The sequence below is a fragment of the Roseobacter sp. YIN89 genome (genome assembly GCF_057219365.1).
Map to the genome: position 1 here is coordinate 482,229 of NZ_JBXVVD010000001.1, position 23,730 is coordinate 505,958.

General features: G+C 60.5%; 21 protein-coding genes. 9 read left to right on the forward strand and 12 right to left on the reverse strand.

The features are described 5' to 3' along the window. Window positions 1-24: 24 nt before the first annotated feature. Window positions 25-402, forward strand: coding sequence for a hypothetical protein (locus tag AC2D8V_RS02455; RefSeq protein ID WP_484731921.1), 378 nt, complete (start codon window positions 25-27; stop codon window positions 400-402). Here the strand turns inward: AC2D8V_RS02455 and AC2D8V_RS02460 are convergent, their stop codons facing one another. After that, on the reverse strand, window positions 403-1,575 hold the full coding sequence (locus AC2D8V_RS02460) for a MalY/PatB family protein (protein ID WP_484731922.1): 1,173 nt from the start codon (window positions 1,573-1,575) through the stop codon (window positions 403-405). It abuts the gene before it with no gap. A 104-nt stretch (window positions 1,576-1,679) separates the two neighbouring features. Here AC2D8V_RS02460 and def (AC2D8V_RS02465) point away from each other — a divergent pair, with 104 nt between their 5' ends. Genes def (AC2D8V_RS02465) through AC2D8V_RS02485 form a run of 5 tightly spaced genes read left to right on the forward strand, consistent with a single transcriptional unit; the run spans window position 1,680 to window position 4,357 of the window. Then, entirely contained in the window at window positions 1,680-2,198 is a 519-nt protein-coding gene (def, locus tag AC2D8V_RS02465) for a peptide deformylase (RefSeq protein WP_484731923.1), read from the forward strand. Then, window positions 2,195-2,701: a peptide deformylase gene (gene def, locus AC2D8V_RS02470; protein ID WP_484731924.1), complete on the forward strand. Its 507-nt coding sequence runs from the start codon at window positions 2,195-2,197 to the stop codon at window positions 2,699-2,701. Before def (AC2D8V_RS02465) ends, def (AC2D8V_RS02470) begins: the two co-directional genes overlap by 4 nt. Then, window positions 2,698-3,195: a peptide deformylase gene (gene def / locus AC2D8V_RS02475; RefSeq protein ID WP_484731925.1), complete on the forward strand. Its 498-nt coding sequence runs from the start codon at window positions 2,698-2,700 to the stop codon at window positions 3,193-3,195. Before def (AC2D8V_RS02470) ends, def (AC2D8V_RS02475) begins: the two co-directional genes overlap by 4 nt. Before the next feature lie 8 nt (window positions 3,196-3,203). Further along, complete coding sequence (fmt, locus tag AC2D8V_RS02480; RefSeq protein WP_484732648.1) at window positions 3,204-4,121, forward strand: methionyl-tRNA formyltransferase; 918 nt, start codon at window positions 3,204-3,206, stop codon at window positions 4,119-4,121. Next, window positions 4,121-4,357: a hypothetical protein gene (locus AC2D8V_RS02485; protein WP_484731926.1), complete on the forward strand. Its 237-nt coding sequence runs from the start codon at window positions 4,121-4,123 to the stop codon at window positions 4,355-4,357. The genes fmt and AC2D8V_RS02485 overlap by 1 nt, the downstream gene beginning before the upstream one ends. On the opposite strand, the gene AC2D8V_RS02490 is transcribed toward AC2D8V_RS02485, so the two are convergent. The 5 genes from AC2D8V_RS02490 to AC2D8V_RS02510 all read right to left on the reverse strand — a co-directional run bounded on the left by AC2D8V_RS02490 (window position 4,358) and on the right by AC2D8V_RS02510 (window position 13,385). Next, window positions 4,358-7,522, reverse strand: coding sequence for an efflux RND transporter permease subunit (locus tag AC2D8V_RS02490; protein WP_484731927.1), 3,165 nt, complete (start codon window positions 7,520-7,522; stop codon window positions 4,358-4,360). Between the two features lie 5 nt (window positions 7,523-7,527). After that, window positions 7,528-8,667: an efflux RND transporter periplasmic adaptor subunit gene (locus AC2D8V_RS02495; RefSeq protein ID WP_484731928.1), complete on the reverse strand. Its 1,140-nt coding sequence runs from the start codon at window positions 8,665-8,667 to the stop codon at window positions 7,528-7,530. Window positions 8,668-8,779: 112 nt separating this feature from the next. After that, complete coding sequence (locus AC2D8V_RS02500) at window positions 8,780-9,442, reverse strand: TetR/AcrR family transcriptional regulator (protein ID WP_484731929.1); 663 nt, start codon at window positions 9,440-9,442, stop codon at window positions 8,780-8,782. A gap of 2 nt (window positions 9,443-9,444) precedes the next feature. Continuing rightward, window positions 9,445-10,986, reverse strand: coding sequence for a trimethylamine methyltransferase family protein (locus AC2D8V_RS02505; RefSeq protein WP_484731930.1), 1,542 nt, complete (start codon window positions 10,984-10,986; stop codon window positions 9,445-9,447). Beyond that, window positions 10,983-13,385 carry a GcvT family protein gene (locus AC2D8V_RS02510; protein WP_484731931.1) on the reverse strand — a complete coding sequence of 801 codons (2,403 nt, stop codon included), beginning with the start codon at window positions 13,383-13,385 and terminating at the stop codon, window positions 10,983-10,985. Before AC2D8V_RS02510 ends, AC2D8V_RS02505 begins: the two co-directional genes overlap by 4 nt. A 145-nt stretch (window positions 13,386-13,530) precedes the next feature. On the opposite strand from AC2D8V_RS02510, the gene AC2D8V_RS02515 reads away from it, so the two are divergent. Further along, window positions 13,531-14,034, forward strand: a complete 504-nt coding sequence (locus tag AC2D8V_RS02515) for an aggregation factor core (RefSeq protein WP_484731932.1) — start codon at window positions 13,531-13,533, stop codon at window positions 14,032-14,034. A 68-nt stretch (window positions 14,035-14,102) separates the two neighbouring features. Here AC2D8V_RS02515 and AC2D8V_RS02520 read toward each other — a convergent pair whose 3' ends face one another. The 3 genes from AC2D8V_RS02520 to xylF form a co-directional block, all read right to left on the reverse strand. Further along, window positions 14,103-14,849 carry an ATP-binding cassette domain-containing protein gene (locus tag AC2D8V_RS02520; RefSeq protein ID WP_484731933.1) on the reverse strand — a complete coding sequence of 249 codons (747 nt, stop codon included), beginning with the start codon at window positions 14,847-14,849 and terminating at the stop codon, window positions 14,103-14,105. Between the two features lie 2 nt (window positions 14,850-14,851). Then, window positions 14,852-16,150, reverse strand: a complete 1,299-nt coding sequence (locus tag AC2D8V_RS02525; RefSeq protein WP_484731934.1) for a sugar ABC transporter permease — start codon at window positions 16,148-16,150, stop codon at window positions 14,852-14,854. 113 nt (window positions 16,151-16,263) lie between these two features. Continuing rightward, complete coding sequence (gene xylF / locus AC2D8V_RS02530) at window positions 16,264-17,298, reverse strand: D-xylose ABC transporter substrate-binding protein (protein WP_484731935.1); 1,035 nt, start codon at window positions 17,296-17,298, stop codon at window positions 16,264-16,266. 214 nt (window positions 17,299-17,512) lie between these two features. Between xylF and AC2D8V_RS02535 the strand changes: the two genes are divergently transcribed. Both AC2D8V_RS02535 and AC2D8V_RS02540 read left to right on the forward strand, forming a co-directional pair. After that, window positions 17,513-18,778, forward strand: coding sequence for an ROK family protein (locus tag AC2D8V_RS02535; RefSeq protein ID WP_484731936.1), 1,266 nt, complete (start codon window positions 17,513-17,515; stop codon window positions 18,776-18,778). Continuing rightward, window positions 18,766-20,262 (forward strand): CRTAC1 family protein, encoded by a 1,497-nt coding sequence (locus AC2D8V_RS02540; protein WP_484731937.1) that lies wholly within the window; start codon window positions 18,766-18,768, stop codon window positions 20,260-20,262. The genes AC2D8V_RS02535 and AC2D8V_RS02540 overlap by 13 nt, the downstream gene beginning before the upstream one ends. On the opposite strand, the gene AC2D8V_RS02545 is transcribed toward AC2D8V_RS02540, so the two are convergent. The 3 genes from AC2D8V_RS02545 to AC2D8V_RS02555 form a co-directional block, all read right to left on the reverse strand. Then, window positions 20,259-21,575: a cytochrome-c peroxidase gene (locus tag AC2D8V_RS02545; protein ID WP_484731938.1), complete on the reverse strand. Its 1,317-nt coding sequence runs from the start codon at window positions 21,573-21,575 to the stop codon at window positions 20,259-20,261. The genes AC2D8V_RS02540 and AC2D8V_RS02545 overlap by 4 nt on opposite strands. Before the next feature lie 127 nt (window positions 21,576-21,702). Next, window positions 21,703-22,857 carry a hypothetical protein gene (locus AC2D8V_RS02550; RefSeq protein WP_484731939.1) on the reverse strand — a complete coding sequence of 385 codons (1,155 nt, stop codon included), beginning with the start codon at window positions 22,855-22,857 and terminating at the stop codon, window positions 21,703-21,705. 273 nt (window positions 22,858-23,130) lie between these two features. After that, window positions 23,131-23,601 (reverse strand): hypothetical protein, encoded by a 471-nt coding sequence (locus tag AC2D8V_RS02555; protein ID WP_484731940.1) that lies wholly within the window; start codon window positions 23,599-23,601, stop codon window positions 23,131-23,133. Window positions 23,602-23,730: the final 129 nt, after the last annotated feature.

Genomic DNA, 23,730 nt, shown 5'->3' on the forward strand with positions numbered 1-23,730 from the left:
TGCGGCCATTTCTGGGCGTAGGGGATGAAGGAGTTTGGTATTGTGGAAACGGTTTTTTCCAAGGAAATTCAAGCAGGTTTGGATCACGCACGGGTAGAAAGCCTGAAGAAGTCTTCGCGGTTGCGCGTCGACGTTGATGGTAAGATTTATCCAGTGCTTCGGCTGTGGAAAACGGGGTTTTCGATGGCGGCAGATGCGCCATCGCTGCGCGGCTTTGTCGATCTTTACGATGGCGCGGTTCACCTGTTCCAGTGCCTGATCGTGGCCAGCGACGACGAGACCGCGGGCGAGCGCGTTTACGAATTCAAACGTGCAACCGCCGTGGCGCAAAAACCCGCGCTGGATTTCGAAAAAGCGCCCGACGCGCCGATTGCGTTGATCGAAACCGGCCGTAGGGCCTGATTACTGCAAATCGTCGAAGGCCGCGACGAGGCGGGCGCAAGCCTCCTCAACCGTGGCGCGCTGCGTTGCCAGATTGAAGCGGATAAAGCTTTCTCCTCCGGGCCCGAATACAGGGCCGGGCGACGGCGCGATCCGTGCGGTTTTTCGGATGCGCTGCGAGACTTCTTCATGTGACATTCCGGTGCCGGAAAAATCCACCCAAGCCAGATAGGTGGATTGCAGCGGCAGCGATTTGGCGCCGGGGATCTTGTCGATGGCGGCGTCAAAGAGGGCCTTGTTCTGGGCAAGATGTTCCATCTGCGCGTCAACCCAAGCAGCACCTTCGGGGGAGTAGGCCGCAGTGATCATAAACAATGCAAGGCTGCCGGGCTTGTAATCCAGCGCATTCAACCGATCCTGCATCGCGCGCCGCAGTTTCGGGTCGGGGATAATGAGGTTGCCGGTGCGTTGGCCCGCGATATTGAATGTCTTTGATGCAGCCGTAAGCAGCACCAGACGGTCGCTGTATTCCGGTGCGGCCACATGCATCGGTACAAAGGTTTCACCAGAGTAGACAAGGTCCTGATGAATTTCGTCGGAGATCAGGATCAGGTCGTTGCGCTTTGCAAAGGCTGCCAGCGCACGTAACTCCTCTGCGGTCCAGATCCGGCCGGATGGGTTCTGTGGAGAACACCAGATCAACATGACCTCATCGCCTGACAACTGATCCTGCGCGGCGTCGAGATCGAGCTCGTAGCGCCCGTCCTTGAGCGGCAATTCAATCTGTACCGCTGTGCGTCCTGCCTTTTCGATCTTTGCCTGAAATTCCATATACACCGGATTGAAGGTCACAATCCTGTCGCCGGGCTGGGTATAGACATCGAGACACAGAGCGACGGCATTCCCCAGCCCCTGCGCTGTCAGTATCCAGTCTTTTTCGATTTGCCAGCCGTGACGGTTCTTCATCCACCACTGAATGGCGGACAGGTAGTCGTCGTTGATGTGAACATATCCAAAGACGCCGTGATCCGCCGCGCGGCGTACCGCGTCGATCACGCATGGTGCTGTGGCAAAGTCACTGTCGGCGGTCCACATGGCCAATCCGTCGTCCGGTGATACGCCGTATAGTGCCTGCATCTTGTCCCATTTTGTTGAATGGGTGCCGCGCCGTTCGATGGGGTCGTTGAAACTCATAGATAATCCGCCTCTGTGTTGCACGGCAACTTAGCCGTGCGCGCGGCAGGTACAAGGGCTGAGTTCTGTTGCACGCGCGCGGGCTTTCACCTAAATCACAAGGTATGAAACGCACTATTCTATTGCACCCCGATCCAAGACTGAAGAAGGTCGCAACGCCCGTGGATGATCTGAGCGACGAGCTTCGGACGCTGGCTGATGATATGCTGGCGACGATGTATGACGCGCCCGGTATCGGGTTGGCCGCGCCGCAGGTTGGCGTGGGCAAGCGGGTGATTGTGTTGGACTGTGTCAAGGAAGAGGGTGCCGCGCCGCGCCCGCTGGTGATGTTCAACCCGCAGATTATCGCCGCGTCAGACGAGACAAGCGTCTACGAGGAGGGGTGCCTTTCCATCCCCGATCAATACGCTGATGTGACCCGGCCCGCCGAAGTCGAGGTGGCGTGGATGGACCGCGACGGGAATCCGCAGCAAGAGGTGTTTACCGATCTCTGGGCCACCTGCGCACAACACGAGATCGACCATCTCGAAGGCAAGCTTTTCATCGACTACCTCAAACCGCTCAAGCGGCAGATGATCACGCGCAAGATGGTGAAGCTCAAGCGCGAGATGGCACGTTCATGAGCCTGCGCGGTATCCTGCGCTGGCCTGATGCTCGGCTTGGTGCGATCTGTGCGCCGATAGCTGCGGTCTCGCCCGAGATCGAGGTTCTGGCACACGATATGATCGAGACGATGTATGCAGCGCCGGGGCGCGGGCTTGCGGCGCCGCAGGTCGGGGAACTTGTGCGGCTCTTTGTGATGGACGCCACCTGGAAAGACGGGGCGGACCGCGCGCCTGAAGTTTTCATCAATCCGCAGATTGTTGACCGGGACGACGCGGAGACCACGCGTGCAGAAGGCTGTCTTTCCCTGCCCGGGATCACGGTGCCTGTCAGCCGCCCCGCGCGTGTCGAGACGGTGTGGCTGGGTCTTGATGGTCAGTCGCGGCGTGCTTGGTTCGAAGGTTTTGCCGCCGCCTGCGTGCAGCACGAAATCGACCACCTAGATGGCGTCGTGACGCTGGACAGGGTCGACGCAGACACCCACGCGCGCGTGCTCAAGGCATATAGCGAGGCCCTGGCGTGACTGTTCGTGACTGCCTCAGATGGCCCGACGCGCGCTTGTCGCGCCCCGCCGAACCGGTGGCGGAGATCACGGACGAAGTGCGCCGCATCTGGGACGACATGATCGACACTATGGATGCAATGCCCGGTGTTGGCCTCGCGGCCCCTCAGATCGGCGTTATGCTGCAACTCGCAGTCGTTGACGCCTCTGATGCACGTGACAGGCGCATCCGCATGGCCAATCCAGAGATCATCGATTCATCGGCCATCATGAATGAACATGAAGAGGCCAGCCCAAACCTGCCGGGCGTATATGCCAAGATCAAACGGCCCCGCGGCGTGTCGGTGAAGTTCATGGACGAGACGGGTATGGTCGTGCGCCGCGATTTTGTCGGACTGGAAGCCACCAGCGTGCAGCACCAGATCGACCATTTGCAAGGGCGCATGTATTTCGACCGGCTCAGCAAGCTCAAACGCGACATGCTCCTGCGCCGCGCGCGCAAGGCGCAGGGTTAGTGGACGCGATGCGTATCGTCTTCATGGGGTCGCCCGAATTTTCCGTCCCGGTGCTTGCAGCACTGGTCAAGGCTGGCCATGAGATCGCCTGTGTCTACTGCCAGCCGCCAAGACCGGCGGGACGGGGCAAGAAGGAACGCCCCACGCCCGTGCACGCCCATGCCGCGGCGGCGGGCCTGCAGGTGCGCCATCCAAGGTCGCTGAAAACCGAAGAGGCACAGGCCGAATTTGCAGCCCTCGACGCGGATATCGCGGTTGTCGTGGCCTATGGGCTCATCCTGCCGCAGGCCATTCTGGATGCTCCGCGCAGGGGGTGCCTGAACATTCACGCCAGCCTTCTGCCGAGGTGGCGCGGCGCGGCGCCGATCCATCGCGCGATTATGTCCGGCGACACCGAGACCGGTGTATGTATCATGCAAATGGATGCGGGGCTGGACACCGGGCCGGTGTTGTCGCGCGCGCGCATACCCATCGGCGACGAAGAGACGACAGGTACCCTGCATGATCGTCTTTCGGCGTTGGGTGCGGCCGAAATCGTCAGCGCACTGGACCGCCTTGATACCCTGACGGCGGTGACGCAACCACGCTCCGGCGTCACCTACGCCGAAAAGATCGACAAGGCCGAGGCGCGGATAGACTGGACCTGCGCGGCTGCGCAGATCGACCGCCAAATCCGCGGCCTGTCGCCCTTTCCCGGTGCGTGGAGCACGCAGGATGGCGAGCGGATCAAGTTTCTTGCGTCGCGTCTGGCTGACGGCAGCGGACCGGCAGGCACCGTAATGCACGCGCCCCTGCGCGTGGCCTGCGGGAGTGGTGCGGTCGAAATCACCCGGCTGCAACGCGCAGGCAAGGGCGCGCAGGACGCGGCAACATTCCTGACCGGCGGCAGCCTGCCGCAGGGCACCGTATTAGGAGAAGATGGCTGATGTTTCCAACCATGATCGGCACTGTCGTCATCGCCGGGCTTGTCGGCTTCTTTTGTGAAAAGACCGGATTTACCCATAACGGTTATCTTCAGAGCATCATCATCTGCGTCGGTGGCGCCTTTCTGTTTTACTTTGTGCGCCTGATGTTCGGCTTTGGCTTTGCCAGCCCCGGAATGAATGCGATCGCGGCCTCCATCGGTGCGCTGATCATCGTGCCGTTTCACTGGCGCAAGTAATCACTCCGCCGGTTTTACGACCGAAACCTCTTCGGCATCAGGCTCGGGTGCGCGGACGCAGAGCCGCAGCAGCGGCGGTACCGTAAGCAGCGTCAGAAAAGCCGACATCGACAGGCCGCCGACAACGACAGCACCAAGACCGCGGTAAAGCTCGGACCCTTCGCCGGGGAACACCACCAGAGGCAGCATCCCGAACACGGATGTCAGCGTGGACATGAAAATCGGCCGGATCCGGTTACGCGTTGCCTCCTCGATAGCATCTATCGGGGCCATGCCCTCGTCGCGCAGATGGTACAGCGTCTGATGCACGATCAGGATCGCATTGTTGACCACGATACCCACAAGAATGATGAAGCCGAGCAGCGTGAGCATGTCGAGCGGCTGCACCTGAAATGTATTGAGCAGCGCCAACCCGCCAACACCGCCCGCGGCCGCCACCGGAACCGAGATCAGGATCACCAACGGCAGCACAAAGCTTTCAAAGAGGATGGCCATGACAAGGAAGACGATGACCAGCGCCACGGCGAGGTTGATCTGTATGGCCTCCCATGTCTGGCTGAGCTGATCGGCTGTGCCGGAAACGGTAACCCGGATGCCATTGGGCAACCCGCGTTCTTCCAGCACATCGACAACTTCGGTCTGCAACAGCTCTACAGCGGCCTCAAGCGGCAGGGCATCCGACGGGCGGACTTCCAGCGTGACGGTGCGCAACCGGTCGCGGTGGCGTATCTCGGTGGGGCCTGCGGTGACGATCACCTCTGCCAGTGCAGACACCGGCACGATCTCTCCGGATGGGGTCACAACCGGAAAGTTGCCGATATCCTGCGTCCGTTGGCCCAGTTGCAGCCCCGGATCCCCTTTGAGCATCAGATTGACGCGCTCTGCGCCCACCGTGATTTCGGCAACCCGCAGGCCGTCATTAAAGGCGTCTACCGTTGTCGCCAGATCAGAGCCGGTCAATCCCGCATCGGCGAGGCGCAGCCGGTCTGGCACCAACCGGACCTCTGGCGCGCCCAGTTCAAGGCCCGGGATCGGGCGGAACTGGTGGCCTTCTGACCGGGGCAGCAGTTGCGAGATCGTGCCCGCTGCCTGACCGGCAACCGAAAGAATATCGTCAAGGTCCTGACCGGAAATGTTCAATTCGATTGTGCGTCCACCCCCGACGCCACGTCCAAAAAGAGACGGCTGCGTCATAAAACCGAATGTGCCCGGTTCGGCAAAGATCGGGCGCGACAGCACCGGGATCAGGTCACCTGCGCGCGTCCCGTCAACCGCTGATGCACCGACAAAACTGTTGCCCGGTGTTGCGACAAAAAAGAAGTTGTCGATGGTGGGGGTGCCGTTCTCCGTGGTGGTGGCAGGCGCTGCTTCCCAAAGCGGTTGCGCCACGGTTTCAATGCGCTGGGCGATGGTTTGGGTGGTATCGAGATTGTAGCCCGGCGGGGGGATGATCAGGCCGAAAACGAGGTTGCGGTTGCCCTCGGGCAGGTACTCCAGACGGGGTAGAAAGATGATGCTGGCCGCCGCCGCGCCGCCTGCGATGGCGGCGACCATCAGCAGGCCGATCGCCCGAAAGCGGACGGTCATGCGCACATAAGACATGACGAGGAAATGGAATCCGCGGGCCAGATGATCAATCCCCGGCAGGGGTATCTTCTTTTGCTGGCCGCTCTTGAGCAACCGGCTCGCGAGGGCAGGGATGACGGTGACCGCAACCACCAGTGACAGCATAACCGACACAGAAATGGCCACCGCGATATCACGGAACAACTGACCCGCCTCAAGTTGCATGATCAGGATGGGGATAAACACCAGCACTGTTGTCAGCGCAGAGACAAGGATTGCGCCCCAGACCTGCTTGGCCCCCAGATAAGCCGCTTCGCGGCGCGATTTGCCCTCTTCGCGCAGCCTGTAGATGTTTTCCAGAACCACGATGGCCGCATCGACGATCATGCCCACGGCAAAGGCTATTCCGGCCAGCGAGATCACGTTCAGCGTTCGTCCCGTCGCGGCCATCGCGACAAAGGTTGCAACGATGCTGACGGGAATGGCGAGCGAGACGACCAGCGTGGCCCGCGCGCTGCGCAGAAACAGCAATAGCACCAGTGCAGCCAATGCGCCGCCGATCCAGATGTTCTGGGTTACAAGCTCGATGGCGCCGTTGATATAAATGGTTTCGTCATAGGCCTGTCGCATCCTGAGGCCCGCATCTGCCACCGGGCCTTCGGCGAGTTCGGCAAGCACGGTTTTTACGGCAGCCATCGTTTCGATAACGTTGGCACCGGGCTCGCGCACGATGTTAAAGGCCAGCCCCGGCGCCCCGCGAAACCGCAACCGCGCCGTTGGGTCCTGATAGGCAAATCCGACCTCGGCCACATCGCCGACGCGTACACGGCCCGTACCAACGCCCCCGATACCGGAGCGCAGCACGACTTCTTCGATCGCGGCGGCGGTATTCAGGTTGCCTTCGGCGCGGACCACATAGCGGCGCTTGCCTTCCTCGACATCGCCTGCAGAAAGAGAGATGTTCTCGCTGCGCAAAATCCTCACGACTTCGGGAACGGTCAGGTCAAACCGGGCGAGTTGGCGCGGGTCCACGACGATCTGAAGCTCTCGCGTCACGCCGCCAAAGACGTTTACCGCCGAGACGCCCTCGATCCGCTCCACCCGATCCTGAATGACATCTTCAACGAAATCGCCATAGGTGGGCATCTCGCGCGTGTTGCCCTCTTGTGCGGTCAGCAAAACCCACGCAATCGGGCTGTCATCGGCGCCGGAGGTGTCCAGCGTCGGCTCTCCGGCCTCGTCGGGGTAGTCGCCGACCCTGTCCAGACGGTTCGACACCAGCAGCAGCGACTGCCCCATATCGGTGCCGATCCCGAATTCCAGGGTGATTTCCGCCTCGCCGGTACGGGCGCGGGATGTCATGATGTCCAATCCGTCCAAGCCGCGCAGCGCCTCTTCCTGCGGGTTGACGATCTCGCGTTCGATTTCCGACGGGGCAGCACCGGGCCAGTTGGTGGTGATCACAACAATCGGTTTGCGCACATCCGGCGCCAACTGGATTGGAATGCGGCTGACCGCTAGCGCGCCAAAAAGAACGGCCATGATGACGGCCGCCATAACCGCCACAGGCCGGTCAATCGCAAAGCGGATGATGTCCATACCGTCTAGCCCCCCTGCGTGCCGCCGCCCATCGGGGCGATATCCTGACCGGGACGCAGCCGCTCATTGCCGCGCGTCACGACCACGTCGCCTTCCACCAACCCGTCGAGCACCTCGAACCGATCACCCAACGCGACCCCGATCTGCACCGGTCTCGGCTGCGCCTTGCCATCGGCATTGACGAAAACCATCCATCCGCCACGCGCCTGCACCAGCGCATCCTTCGGCACCGACAGCACATCGCGTGGCGCGCTGATCGGGATCGATACGGTAATCGACTGGCCGATCGCCAAGGCATCGAGTTCGCTCAACTGGTCAGAGACAAAGCGAACAGGCCGGGTTCGGGTTGCCTGATTTTCCACCGGCAGCAAAACCCGCACCTCAAGCGCCAGTTCCTCGCCGACCTCGGTGACCCCTTCCACTTTCAGGCCCGGGGCCAACACGCGGATATACTTGGAGGGTACGCTCGCTTCGATTTCGAATGACTGGGTGTCCAGCAGCGACACCACAGCAGCACCGGCGCTGATAAACTCCCCCGGATTGACGTCCACATCCAGTACGATGCCTGTGTAGGGTGCATTGATGGTTGCACGGTCCAACTGGTAGCGCGCCTCGGCCAGTGCGGCCTCACCGCTTTTGACCCGCGCCTCGGCCTCTGCCTTCAGGCCCTGCGCTTCGAAAAAATCGCCCTGCGCATCGTCAAACCGGCTGGAGGAGAACGACGTGGTGTTGCGCAAGCCTTCAATCCGGTTCAGCGCGTTCTGCGCACGTTCGACCCGCGCCGTCGCGGTCGTGATCCCGGCGCGCGCCTCGGCAATGCGCGCCTCGGCCTGCCGGACGAGAATTTCCAGCAAATCCGTGTTTAGCGTCGCCAAAACGTCGCCCGCCTCGACGGCGGCACCGGCGAGCACGCGGACCTCGTCCACTGTCCCTGCAATGCGGCTGGCAATCGTCCCTTCGCGCGCCGTGACAACCTCGGCAAACAGCGGCACGGTCTCTGCAATTTGCTGAATTTCAACGGTTTCCACTCCGACAGAGGCAGCGCGCCCCTGGGCAGACAGCCCAGTAGGCGACAGCACGACCAGAGCCAGCGCCAAACCGGCAAAAAGCCCCTGCAGAGAGTGGGATCGGAATATCATAGTCATCTTTCGGAGTATTCATGGAACAGCCTTGCCACGTTAGGTAGCGCATATTCGATTGCGTCAACTATAGCCAGCGCACAGTCAACCTGCAAAATCAGAGATACACGCTCGCAATTTAAGCAGGTTGAACAGATAGTTCCCCAGATTCAAGTGCGACGGCATAGGCCCGCAGCGCGGTCACCTCTTCGGGTTTCGGATGCTGACCGGTGAAGCCCACCAGATAGGCCGGCATCAGTGCGTTACGCACCGCCATCGGCTCGCCCAGTTGCGCGTCGTCATAGCCGATTTGCATGTAATAGAGAATCCGCGCGCGCGCCACCGCCTCCAGTTCCGGATAGCCAAAGCGGTCAAACATCTGCTGTAAGGCGGCCAGCCGCTGGTTTTCGGAAGCCTCCATCGCACGGCGGACCGTCGCGGACCGGCGCGCCCAGTCCCGAACGGCAAAATCCAGCCGCGTGTCAAACAGCGCAGGGTTGATCACGCAGCGAAAGACGTTGCACACACTTTCGGTAATCGTAGCCGCAGGTTTTTCTGCCATGGAAACAAGCGCGGCGGTATTCGTTTGCTGCCAGTGGTCCAGCAGGGCATCGAGCAAATCCTGCCGCGACTTGAAGTACCAGTAAAAACTCGACCGCGACACACCCAGTTGACTGCCAAGAACCTGCACCTTCACACCTTCGACGCCATGGGCGATCAACGCCTCCATCGCTGCGGCCAGCCAATCCTCTCGGGTGGCCTTGATGTTGCCGGTTGCGGCAGGCTGCGACACGTCTTGCATGCTCAGCTTTCCGGTGCTGCACCGCCTTCGGCGGTTCGCCGTGCGATGAATTCCTGCAAAGCGCCCAGCCTGTCTTCATTCACCGGTGGTCGCACATCGGCGGCCAGAATATCTTTCCAGACCTGCGTTGCGCGCACCGTTGCGTCCTGTGCCCCGCGTTCGGTCCATGTGCCGAAATTCGCGTAGTCGTGAACGACGGGCTCGTAAAACTCGGTGGCATAGCGTTCCATCGTTTGCGGCGCGTCAAAAAAGTGCCCGCCCGGGGTGACCGCTGCCAATGCGCTGTCAAACCCGATCTCTGCGCGGCCCGCCTGCGCCCCGGCGCACAACTCTGCAATCATATTGAGTACTTCTGCATCGGTGATGAGTTTTTCATACGATACCGTCAGCCCGCCTTCGAGCCACCCTGCCGAATGGATGATCACGGTCGCCCCCGCCATCAGGCACCCCCACAGGCCCATCTGGTTCTCGTTTGCCGCCTGCACGTCGTTGCTGGTCGCGGCAGAACCGGCGGCGCTGCGCCACGGCAATCCTGTCAGTCGCGCCAACTGTCCTGCGGCAAGTGACGCCTGAAAATGGGCAGGTGTGCCAAAGGCGGGCGCGCCCGACTTCATGTCGACGTTCGACGTAAAAGTGCCATAGCACACCGGCGCGCCGGGCCGTGTTAATTGCGTCAGGGTAATGCCGGCCAAGGCTTCGGCATGGCTCAGCGTGATTGCCCCCGCCACGGTGATCGGTGCCATGGCCCCCATGAGCGTGAATGGCGTCACGATGGAAAGCTGGCCCGCGCGGGCAAAATCGATCAGTCCCTGCGCCATCGGTATGTCGAGCATGCGCGGGCTGTTCGTGTTGATGATGGTATAGCAGCACGGGTCGGCCTGAAATGTGTCATCGCTCAGCCCGCGGAAGTCGCGGATCATTTCAAAGCAGTCCATCGCCTGAGGCGTGCCCCGTGCAAAGATGAACGGGAACTTGTCGGTCAGCTGCATCTGCGTTTCGGTGGTGAAATAGTGGCGCAGATGAATGGGAACATCCTGCGGTTCGACCGACGGTGACATCATCTGAAAGACGTCAAAGTGATGGGCAATCTTGGTGTATTCGCGGAAATCCTGCGCTGATCCCGCCCGCCGCCCGCGCTCTCGGTCTGTTGCATGCGGCGCACCGGCTCCGGGCTGAAAGACCAGACTGCCCAGTTCCAGCGTTATATCCCTTGCGCGCGCTCCGGCGCGTCCCGTGATCGACTTTGGCGCGGAACTAAGTGCCGCGTCGACCATGTCGCGCCCGATGTAGACCATGTCGCCGTCCACACGCGCGCCGCCGCGCCGGAATATGTCGACGGCTTCGGGCAGGAGGACTTTCATCCCGAGTTCTTGCAACGTGCGCAGCGCGGTCTCGTGCATCGCGTTTGCCTCGTCATCCGAAAAGACCGACATCTGCGGAAACGGATTACGAAGATTTCGATAATTCACCGTGCGCTGCGTCCCCGCGGGGACAGCGCCCGCGCGCCTTTTCCGGCGCCGGGGTTTGCTGTCTGGCTGGCTCATCCGCGCATGGCCTTGCCCTCGGGATCATAAGGCGAGGGGTCGATCACATGTGCGGCGCGTTCTACCCCGACCACATGTACCGTTACCTCAGAGCCGGGCTGCGCCTTGTCCCTGTCAATAAGCGCCATGGCAAGCGACTTGCCGGTACAGTGCCCGAAACCGCCCGAGGTCACAAAGCCGACCTGCGCGCCGTCCGACCAGATCGGCTCATAGCCGCTGGCATCCGCGCCGTCGGCTTCGATTTCCAGCGTGACCTGCACCTGTGCAGGGCCGTTGCCGTCTCGCTCGGCGACGGCGGCGGGCTTGCCGATGAACTCCTTGTTCCAGTCGATCCAGCGATCCATGCCCGTCATGCCCGGGGTGTAGCCTTGGGTGAACTCGGCATTCCAGATGCCAAAGCTCTTTTCCAGCCGCAGACTGAGCAATGCGTTGAAACCGTATTCGCGAATGCCCTCGTCTGCGCCAGCCTCTAGCAGGATCCTGCGCAAGACGGCGTGATCGCCTGCGCGGCAGTGAATTTCGTAACCCAACTCGCCCGCCACGGACAGCCTGCCGACCTTGCACCGCAGCAGCCCTATGTCGAAAGCGCCGCAGCCCATAAACGGCAAATCGCCCACCGCGCCGTCTGTCAGCTTTTCGATGACCTTGCGCGAGGCGGGGCCGGCAAGCGAGAAGCCCGAGGTATCATCGCCCAGATCGCGCACTGTGACGCCTTCGGCCATGTGATCGTCAAACCAGCGCATGTGCCAGGCGCGCAGGTAGTAGCTGCCCATGATCCACCATGTGCCGTCGCCCCAGTTAAAGACGGTGAGGTCTCCCTTCAGACGTCCGTCTTCGGCCAGCATCGGCGCAAGCTTGGCCCGGCCCGGTTTGGGCAGCGCCGACGCCATGAGCCCATCAAGCCACTGTTGCGCGTTGGGGCCTGTGACCTCGAAGCGGGAAAAACCGGTGATGTCCAGCAATCCCACGCCTTCGCGTACAGCCTTGCACTCGGCGGCGACGATGTCATGTGCGTTTGATCGCTTTAGCGAAGGTGTTTCCTCAAAGCCGGGCTCGGCGAAGTAGAGAGGCACCTCCAGATCCCAGCTTTGCCCCCATTGGCAGCCCGCAGCGGTCATGTCGGCATAAGCGCCAGCCGTCTTGATGGGCCGCCCCGCGGGGAGCTGCTCGTTCGGGTAGGTCATGACAAAGCGTCGGGTATAGAACTGCCCGGTGGTTTCCTTGATGTACTGTTTGTTCTCTGCCCATATACCGTAGCGCGCGACATCCATGCCGTAGACATCGGCCTCGGGAGCGCCGTGGATCATCCATTCGGCCAGCGATTTGCCAACGCCACCGCCCTGCAAAAAGCCCGCCATCACCGCACAGGCCGACCAGTAGCCCCGTTTGCCGGGCACCGGACCCACGAGCGGGTTGCCGTCGGGCGAAAAGGTAAAGGCGCCGTTCACCCATGTCTTGACACCCACCTCCTGCAGGCAGGGGTAGCGTTCGAAACCGAGCGTCAGTTCGTGCTCGATACGGTCGGGGTCTTCCTGTTGCAGTTCGAACCCGTATTCCCAAGGCGCGCCGTCCATCATCCAGTGTTGGTGATTGATCTCGTAGATGCCCAGCAGCACACCCTTCTGATCCTGCCGAAGATAAGTAAACCCTTCCAGATCGACCGTCATTGGCACTTCGAAGTCCAGTTCTTCGAGTTGCGGGATCGTGTCGGAGATCAGGTAGTGGTGATTGAGCGGCGACACCGGCAGCTCGATCCCGGCCATGCGGCCCACCTGTTTGGCCCAGAGCCCTGCTGCGTTGACAACATGCTCGCAGTTAACGGTACCCTTTTCAGTGACAACCTCCCACCCCTCGAGGGTCTGGTTGAGTTCGAGCACGCGATTGTGCTCGATGACTTCTGCGCCGTGCTTTTTCGCGGCCCCCGCATAGGCGTGAACTGTCCCCGTGGTGTCAATGTAGCCCTCGCGGTCGGCCCACATGCCGCCCAGCAAGCCGTCGCCGGACATGATCGGGTTCAGTTCCAGTGCTTCTTCGACGCTGACCAGACGGCAGTCGTCAATCCCGATCGACTGGAATGTCCGATAGGCCGACTGCAGCCATTCCCACCGGTCGGGCGTGCCTGCCATTGTCAGGCCGCCGGTCATGTGCAGACCGATGTTCTGGCCGCTTTCCTTTTCGATCTCGGACAAAAGGTCGATCGTATAGGCCTGCAACGCGGCAATGTTCGGGTCTGCATTCAGTGCATGGATGCCGCCGGCGGCGTGCCAACTGGACCCGGCCGTCAGCACGGATCGTTCGATCAGGCACACGTCCTTCCAGCCCATCTTTGCCAAATGGTAGAGAACCGACGCCCCGACGACGCCGCCACCGATTACCACGACCCTGTAATTCGATTTCATTGCTGATCTCCCTTGCGCCCAGCACTGTACAGTGGTGTCTAGTGCTGCCCCGACGGTAAATCCGAAATGATTTTCGCGTCAACAGATTCCTTTCATTTGTGCCGCACCGCGCTAGCTGCTGGCATTCGGGATGAAAGGACGAGATATGAAAATACTGACAACGGTAGTGACGCTGGCGGCGATGAGTGCACCCGCAGCAGCGGAATTGGTCGTACGCTTTGACGAAGGTGCACCAAAAGACCGGTTTTCCATCGTGAACACGGGAGCCTGCGCCTTTGGTGCCATGACGGTAAAAATTGAACTGAACGGGTCCGCCGGCGGATTGATTTTCGATGTCACGGGGCAGGGCGCCGGGGTAGAAGTATTCCAACCTCTTGAGCTTGTCGCGGGCCGCGATGTGGTGGCCGAAGTGCCCAACGTTGCGGACGGAGACACAGAAGTGTCGCTGAAGCTGACGGGGCTTGGTCCCAATGCCTCTGTGGCGTTCACCATTGACGTTGATGATACAGCAGGCCGCAGCGAGACGATGGTCAACAGCTCTGAGATCAGCGGCGCATCGGTTGTCGTGTCATACGACGGCGGTGACGTGACCGGCAGCTTTGACGCAGCCCCTGTTGCCAATGTCCCTTTGGTGGGCTGCAACGCCTGACCGGGCAGCACAAAAAAGGGCGGCCGATTTCCCGGCCACCCCATTCCCTCCCCAGAGGTTCTCTGTGATCAGGCTGCCTGCTTTGGGTTCTTGCCAAGAATGATCATCGACAGGATGTCGTCCTCGGTCACGTCCTCGACCCTTTCGGTGCCGACCATCTTGCCGTTTTTCATGACGGCCACACGGTCGCACAACTCCATCATTTCGCGGGTGTCGTGACTGATCAGGAAGATGCCGAGCCCTTGCTTTTTCAGTTCTTGGATCAGCTCGGCAACCATGGCGGTCTCGTGCACGCCAAGTGCGGCCGTCGGCTCGTCCATGATCAGGATCTTTGCGTTAAAGTAGACCGCGCGGGCAATCGCCACAGACTGCCGCTGCCCCCCGGAAAGTGCCGAAACCGGTTCTTTCAGCTTGCGAAAGTTCGGATTGAGCTTGGCCATGATCTTGCGCGTCTCTGCTTCCATCCGGTCGTCATCGACAAAGCCAAGCGGCGTGGTCAGTTCGCGGCCCAGAAAGAGGTTGGAGGCGGCATCAAGATTATCCGCCAGCGCCAGCGTCTGGTAGATCGTTTCGATGTTGTGATCGCGCGCGTCGCGCGGGCTGGCGATATGGGCCCGCTCGCCGTTGATCCAGATTTCGCCGCTGTCCATCTTGTAGGCACCCGACAGCATCTTGATCAGTGTGGACTTGCCTGCGCCGTTGTGGCCCAGAAGGCCCACAACCTCGCCTGCGTTCAGTGATATCGACACATTATCAACCGCCTGAATGCCGCCAAAGGCGATGGAGACGTTTTTCATTTCGACCAGAGGTGCCATGATTACTTGCCTCCCGTGCGTTTGCGGTACTGGATATCGATGAAGACGGCCGCGACCAGAACAGCGCCTACAACGATGTTTTGGAATGGTGCGTCGACACCAACCATGGCCATGCCCGATTGCAGAGACTGCATGATCAGGGCCCCCAGAATTGCGCCGTAGATCGTGCCGATGCCGCCCGAAAGAGCGGTGCCGCCGATGACCGCTGCTGCAATGACGCGCAACTCGTCCAGCGTGCCAAGGTCATTGGAGTGGTTGGCCAGACGCGAGGATGCGACAACGGCTGCGATCGCGCAGAGCACGCCCATCAGCGCAAAGATTTTCACGGTCAGCATGCGTGTGTTGATGCCCGAGAGTTCCGCAGCGTCCGGATTGCCGCCATTGGCAAAGATATACCGGCCAAATCGGGTCTTGCGGGCGATGACTGTCATAATGGTGGCGATGGCGATCAGCAGCAGGACCGATATTGGCAGGCCGTAGACGGCGTTGCAGCCTTCTGCCACGTCACATCCGTATTTGGCCGGATCACGCGCCACGACCCTTGCGGGCACCTCGTAGCTTGTCAGAATGGCAATAAAACCCGCGATTGCTGCTGACAGAATGCCTGTCAGCGTCAGTTCGGCCCAGAGCGGTTTGACCGGAAAGCCGTGCGAGGTTTTGGTGCGCCGTGCGTTGAAGATCAGTGCAATGGTGCATGCGATGGCAATAAGCCCGATGATCCAACTGATCGTTCCGCCCAGTGTGCCGTTGATCCCGCCGAACATCATGAAGGTCTGGTCGAGCGGGCCAATCGTCTGGCCGCCTGTCTGGTACCAGCCGACGTTGCGCCAGATCAGAAATCCGCCGAGCGTTACGATGAAAGCCGGAATGCCCTGATAGCCCACCAGCCAGCCGTTGAATGCGCCGATGATGGCGCCCAGCAGGATGCCAGCACCGATGGCGATCCACGGGATCATCCAGTGGCCGATCTCGAACCCGAAGGTGCCCGGCAGGATGCGGACCTGCAGCATTGCCATGGCCGCAGAGCAGGCAGCCAGAACGGCACCGACGCTCAGGTCGATGTGGCGGCTGACAATGATGAACACCATGCCGGTGGCCATGATCGCAACACTCACCGTCTGGATGGTCAGGTTGAAGATGTTCCGCGGTGTCAGAAACCGGCCCTCGGTGAGGATATTGAACACCAGTGCCACCAGAATGAAGGCACCCACCATGCCGAGGAGGCGGGTGTCCAGTTCAAGCGTCTGGAAAAAGCTGCGCTTTGCGGGCGCATCGGGCATGTCTGTTGCCTGATCGGACATAGATCATCTCCTGCCGCTGCCGATATGGGTCGAGCGAAGTCGAAAAAACCGGGGTGAAGGAAAAAACAAGGTCTCCGGCCCGCAAAACGCGCAGGCCGGAGCAGGGAGAAAGCTTAGTTACAAGGCGCGGGTCCGCCGGAGACGCCTTGGCAGAGTTTGTCGAGCGCGATCCAGCCTGCGTCGACGACCAGCGAGAGGTTGTCCTTGGTCACCGGCACCGGTGCGAGGAACATCGCTGTCATGTCGGTACCGGCGGGCGAGGTCCATGTGACCGCACCGTCAACACCGGACAGGTCGCCGTCATTGCCAGCCAGTGTCGCGGCGATTTCGCCGGCAGCCTTGCCAAGCTCGCGTGCGTCTTTCCAGACAGACACAGTCTGCGTGCCAAGCGCAACACGGTTGAGCGCTGCGTGGTCGCCATCCTGACCGGAAACCGGGATACCTTCCATGCCCTGTGCGGTCAGCGCTGCCACAACGCCGCCGGCGGTGCCGTCGTTCGAGGCCACGACCGCGTCAACGTTGTTGTCGTTGGCTGTCAGGATCTGTTCCATGTTGCGCTGTGCGTTCGCAGGCAGCCAGCCATCTGTGTAGGCTTCATCAACAATGACAACCTTGCCCGCGTCGATCGCATCCTGCAGCACTTCTTGCTGACCGCCACGCAGGAAGTCCGCGTTCGGATCTGTGGGCGAACCCTTGATCATGACGTAGTTGCCTTCGGGCTGCGCTTCGAGCACCGCGCGGGCCTGCATGCGGCCGACTTCCACGTTGTCAAAGGTCAGGTAAAAGGCGCGGGAATCTTCGATCAGGCGGTCATAGCCGATCACCGGAATGCCTTCTGCGGCAGCGGCATCAACCGCAGGGCCGATCGCCGCGCTGTCTTGTGCGAGGATGATCAGTGCGTCGACGCCTTGGGCAATCAGGCTTTCCACGTCAGCGAGTTGCTTGGCGGAAGAAGATTGCGCATCTGCTGAAATATACTTGGCGCCTGCCGCGTCGAGCGCTGCTTTGATCGCTGCTTCATCAGTCTTCCAGCGCTCTTCCTGAAAGTTGGACCAGCTGACGCCAACAGTCATGCCATGGCCGTCCGCGTAAACAGTTGTTCCAAGCGATGTAGCGGTCAGCGCGGCCGCCAAAAGAAATCTTTTCATGAGTTCCTCCCATTATGTTCCCGCACCGTTTTCGATTGCAGGGCGAGTCGCGTGACCCGATAGCTAAAGCTGACAAACTTTTTTTTAGCTGTCAAAATAAAAATTCTCATACTGCGTAAAAATTAGCTCGCCACAGGCAATTTTCTCGCCTAGCATCAGATTTGCCGCGGCTGGATCGCAGGATTCATGCCATTTAATTACGGGGGGTGAATTAATGGGGGAGGCAGGCGCAATCGATACTCAGCAGGGCCCCCTTGGCTGTGGGCCGCTGATGCAATCGGCGCGTGTGGCGGGAAAATCTTTGCGGCAGGAGGTATTCGAGTACGTCCGTGGCCGTGGTCGCGCCGCCCGCGCGGATGTGACGGACGCACTGCAGATCAGTGCCGGATCTGCCACGACCCTGACCGCTGATCTGATTGCTGCGGGTTTCCTGCACGAGGTCGAAGGCCGTTCGCGCGAATTGGGGCGGGGCCGGCCCCGCATCTCGCTTGAGGTGACGCCGGATGCCGCTTTCGTCGTGGGGGTCAAGCTGGCTTTCAAGCGCCACACGGCAGTGCTGTCAGACTTTGCCGGAAATGTGGTCGCCAGCGTTTCGCTTCCGTCCGGTGACGGCCGCCGTTCGGTGCCGCAGATTGTATCAGAGACGGAGCAACTGATTGGCGCGCTTCTGCAAAAGGCGGGCAAGACGCTGGGTGATGTGCGTGCCGTTGGGCTGGGCGTTCCGGGCGTGATGGATCACAAAACCAAGCGGCTGGCGTGGTCGCCGCTGCTTTCGAGCCGTGATGCGGACCTCTCAGGCGGGGTCCATGACCGGCTTGGTGTGCCTGTGGTGCTGGATAACGACGCCAACATGCTCACCTTGGCCGAACTTTGGTTTGGCGAAGGTCGGGCCATGCTCAACTTCGCTGTGGTCACGATCGAAAGCGGTGTCGGCATGGGGCTGGCGCTGGATAACTCTCTGTATCGGGGGGCCCACGGAATGGGGTTGGAACTGGGGCATACAAAGGTCGCGTTGGACGGTGCGCTTTGTCAATGTGGCCGGCGCGGATGTCTTGAGGCCTATCTTGCCGATTTTGCCCTGGTCCGCGAAGCTCTGACTGCTTTTGCCCACCGGTTCGACGGAGAGGAGACGCCCGAAGAAGTTTTGGAGTACCTTTTTGACCGCGCGCGAAAAGGTGACGCGGTTGCAAAGGATATTTTCAGCCGTGCTGGCAGGTATCTCGCGCTGGGACTGTCGAATGTCGTACAATTGTTTGATCCTTCGCTGATCATCCTTTCAGGCGGTAATATGCGGTATGACTATCTTTACGCGCAGGACGTGCTGGATGAAATGCAGCGGCAGGCACTGGTGGAGGGCCGGAAACCCTGTCGTGTGTCATTCAATAAATGGGATGATCTGGTTTGGGCGCGTGGGGCTTCTGCGCTTGCGCTGTCCTTTGTTACCGACCGCTTGATCGGTGGCGAGGCATGGGCTGCCTGATGCGTCTGGCGTTGCTTTTGCTGGTTCTGGCGGCGCCGTTGCAGGCCAGCCCGGTATTATTCGAAGACCGCTCTGCCGCCGTGGCAGGGCATGTTTACGCCGGTGGGTGGGAACACTTTGTCGGTGGCGGTGTGGCGGTCTTTGACTGCAACGATGACACGCTGCCGGATGTTTTCGCCGCCGGTGGAGAAACACCAGCGACGGTTTTCATCAACCATGGCGCATTCCAGTTTGCTGCGACCGCGTTAGAGGATCTGACCCGCGTTGTGGGAGCCTATCCTCTGGATATCGACGGGGATGGCCAGCTTGATCTTTTCGTGTTGCGAGCAGGTCCAAATCTGGTGCTCCGCGGACTTGGTGATTGTCGCTTTGACGATGTAACCGAGCAGTGGGGGATACCGCAGACAGACCGTTGGAGCACAGCTTTTACGGCGTGGTGGGATACCGGGCATGACCGGCCAACGTTTGCGGTTGGCAATTACGTCGACCGGACAGACCCGGACGGCCCGTTCGAGGCCTGCGATGTCAACGAACTGCTGGTGCCGGTGCAGGGGGGCTATCGTTTGCAAGAGTTGTCGCCGGGGTTCTGCGCCTTGTCGATCCTCACTGCTCGTGATGCGCGTGGGCGGGTCACGCTACGGCTTTCGAACGACCGCCATTATTACGTGCGTGACGGGTACGAACAGATGTGGGATGTCCGTGATAAACGGTTTCTGACCGAAGCGGACGGCTGGCCGACTGTATCGCTTTGGGGGATGGGCATTGCCAGCCGGGATCTGACAGGCGACGGGCGCGACGAGGTGATGCTGACCTCCATGGGAGATCAACTGTTGCAGATCGCCGGTGCGGATGGTGCTTATGTTGCGGCACCTTTCAGCCAAGGCACCTATGCGCAGCGACCCCATGTCGGTGACGACGGGCGCCCCTCTACAGGCTGGCACGCCGAGTTTGCCGATGTCGATAACGACGGTCTGGTCGATTTGTTTCTGGCCAAAGGCAATGTTGACCAGATGCCCGGTATGGCCATGGAAGACCCCAACAATCTGTTGATGCAGGCCGCCGATGGTACATTCGTTGAGGCGGCAGCTACAGCCGGTGTCGCCAGCACGGCCAGATCACGCGGCGCGGCGCTGGCCGATTTTGACGGCGACGGCCGGCTTGATCTGATTGTTTCGAACCGGCGCGCACCCCTGGAACTGTACCGCAACGTCACGCGGCAGGCGGGCGATTGGGTCGCTGTTCAATTGCGTCAGGAGGGCGGCAACCGCGATGCGGTTGGTGCGATTGTCACTGTTGAGGCAGGTCCGGTCAGGCAGAGTGTTCAACATGTTGTCGGTGGCGGGCACGCTGGCGGCCAGATGCTGCCGCGACACTTTGGGCTGGGGCAGGCAACGCAAGCTCTGGTACTGGTCATGTGGCCGGACGGATCACGCAGCACGCATGTGCTGGCCGCGGGGCGCAGTCATCTGGTGACGAAACCCTAAGGCACGGGCAGGCCGCTGGGCACCGTCTCAGGCACGCCAAGCCGTCCGGCCATTGCCACCGGATCGGTGAGCGTTTCCAGAAAAGCCATGAGCGCGTCCAGTTGATGGTCATCGAGTTTCTGCGGTGCAATCGATACAGACGCGGCGATCTGGGCCATCAGCTCGGGGTCTTTCAGCACCTCGGTGTCTTTGTGTTCCAGAGCAGGCAGAGTTGCCGCAGAAACGTCGTAGCGCTGCAACCCGGAGGCGGGGTCTGCGTGGTAGGACAGGTAGGCCCGCAGGTCGCTGTGCGCGCCCGCGTGCCCATAGGGCCCGGTATGCGCGATGTTGCGCAGGGATGGTGTTCGAAATGCGTAGCGGTCCTCGGGCCTGCCCGTCACACGGTATCGCCCGTCGTCACGAAAATGATCTTCGAAGGTGGCGGATTTTCCCGGACCGATCTGCGGATCGCCCATCGCATGAAACCCATGGTCTGTCAGGAAAGGACCGCTGTGGCAGGACGCGCAGCCCAATGCGCCGTAAAACAGCTCCATCCCCTCAGCCGCCTGACCTTCAAGGCGCAAATTCCCTCGCAGCACAGCATCGAACGGGGCGCTATCGGAACGCCATTCATGTTCCATGAAAACCGCGATGGCGTTGGATATATCGGTAAAGGCGATGTCATCCGCGCTCTGGATATGTGCGTAGGCAGAGACGAAGGCCTCGGCATAAGCTGGTATTTCTGCGACACGCCGCGCCAGATGGTCCCATGCGCCGCCGGGCCCGCTGATGCGACCCTGACGGATCAGCTTGCCCAACGGGTTTTCGTCGTAGCTGCCAGCCATTTCATCGCGGCTCAACACGGGAAACATGGTTTGCGCGGAGAGAACCGAAGCAAATCCTTGCGCCATGTCCTCGCCCATTGGCGTGCGTATGCCCGATGGTTTGCTGGCGTCAGCTTCCAGTCTTCCATCGTGGAACATGACGCTAAACTCTTGCGCGCCAAGATTGAATAGTGCCGGTGCGTTGCGGGGGATACGCTCTTCGGGTTGGTTTTCGGGGTCAGCCGTGCGAGCCGGACCCAACCCGATACCGCCATCGCCAATGCCAAGAGACAGGCCGTCGGAGGTGCCAAATTTCGGGTGGTGGCAAGTCGCACAAGCGACAGTCTTGTTTCCGGAAAGGATCGGGTCATAGAACAGCAATTGTCCCAGACGCGCCTCGGTTATCGACACGGCACGGTAATCTGCGTCAGACACAGGTGCGGGCAGATTTTGCGCCACAGCGCCAGTGACGCAAACCGAAATCAAAACAGTAGCAATCGAACGGATCATCAGGCGGCCTACACAGAAATCAACGCCCAAGCTAGGGCGGGTCAGTTGTGAAAGCCATACGAAAAAGCGCGGCCCATCGACCGCGCTTTTAAAAAGGTTGCGTTGCGCCTTTCAGCGCCCGCTGGGGTCAGTCAACGCCGAGCAATTTTGCCAGCGCGTCGCCGGTTTCTTCGCTTGGGTCCTTGACGGCCATTTCCAGCGCGTCTTGTTCTTCCTCAGCTTTTTGATCGGCCACGTCCTGCGCGGCATCCGCTTCGCCTTGTTCGGCAATCGCGAGATCAGTGGCAGCATCCGCGTCGTCTTGTGCTGAGTCAGCAGCAGCCTGTGCGTTTTCTGCGACAGTCTGAGCCATTTCCGCGTCGGATTGTGCCATGTCGGCTTCCGCCTGTGCGGCGTTTGCCTTGCTCAGCGCGGTATCGGCGTCGTCCTGAGCGGCATCGGCGAGATCCTGAGCCATTTCCGCCTCTTCAAGCGCCTCATCGGCAAGTTCCTGATCTTCCTCCTCGCCGGATTCGTCTGCCTTTTCTTGCGCCAGTTCGGCATCAGTGGCCGCTTGATCCGCCGTATCCTGCAAATCATCCGCCGCCGTCTGCGCGGATGCAGCAGCAGATTGAAGCACGTCGGCTTCGTCCTGCGCGGCGATGGCCTCGTTCAGCGCAATATTGGCTTCATCCTGACGGTCATCGGCTGTTGATTGCGCAGTATCGGCGACTTCCTGCGCCTCTACAGCGGCTGCTGCCGCGGCTTCTGCCTCAGCTTGCTCTGTGTCTGCCGTTTCCTGCGCTTCTGTGGCGGCTACCCGCGCCTCGCCATAAGCAACTGCCGTCGCCACGGCAGAGCCGGGTGCTGCATTGGCTTTGGCCGGGGCTGCGGCGCGACCAGCGTTGCCGCGACCCAGCGCCGATGCGATGGCACCGTTGCCGTTCCCATTTCCGCCTGCGTTGCTGTTGCTACCCGCGTTGCTGCTGTTGCCGCCTGCGTTGCTGTTGCTACCCGCGTTGCTGCTGTTGCCGCCTGCGTTGCTGTTGCCGCCCGCGTTGCTGCTGTTGCCGCCCGCGTTGCTGTTACCACCGGCGTTACCATTGCTACCCGCGCTGCTGCTGGCTGCGCCGCCGTTCCCTTTGCCCTTGCCGTTGCCGCCCGCGTTGCTTTTGCCTTCGCTTTTTCCCTGCGCATAGGCAGCAGACAGCCCGATACCATCTGCGGTGAAAGTTACCGGCGCCGTGGCCAGTGCAAGCGCCAGAATTGCTGTGCTTGTGGTGAAAATGGGTTTGCGTGTCATATCCGTCTCCCTAAAGCGTTGACCGCGAGTTGCGCGGCTTTTCTTGCTTGTTGGATGCTGTAAGCGCATCGAATTGCTGAAAAAGGCAGCAAATTCAGCGCTTTTTGGCAAGGATGTTCCACATTAAGCCGTGAAATGGCGAATTTTTCGGGTATTGCGAACAGTTAACCAAATCAATGGCGCCTCAGGCGGAGAATTGTCGCTATTCTGGGGATAATGTTTTGACTCAGGTGGCGCATATCAGTCGATCAGAGTCGCCTTGCGCAAAAACCGCTACACCTGCTTGTCGGTCAGGGCTGGTGTATCAGGGGATTTTGACAGCAGAGCATCGTTATGGGCATCGCAGTCCAGAATTGCATAGAGGCTGGATACCAAAAGCCATTTGTTTCCAAAGCGGCGGATGATCGAATAGACCGGAAAGGGGCACCGTTTCTCGGCCCCGTTTTCCTGCGTCAAAAGCGTGACGTGCGTCGAGCCGATCGTGTCGGCATCGATAAAGTTCGCATCGACCACCGTGCGAACCATGTCCACATAGCTTTCATTGCGCATGTATTGGCGGAAATCGGCAAGGATCGTACACACCTCTTTGCGTTTGGTGATCAATCGTTGGCCGGTCGTTGTCTCGAGCAGAAGCGGTAAGTGAACGCACGCCAAGAACAATGCGTCATCACCTTGCAGAATAGCCTTGCCGGTCTGAACAAGCAGATCTTCAGCGATGGATTCTGCCGCGATTTCTAAACTCATGAGCTCTGGCTATTCATGGGCGTTCACGAAAAGTATATCACTTTACGCGCGCCGGGTCATCATACTGCAATGCGGCGGCGATATCCCGCTTGATCTCGCTTTGCGTCGCAATGGGTGACTGTTTCGCGC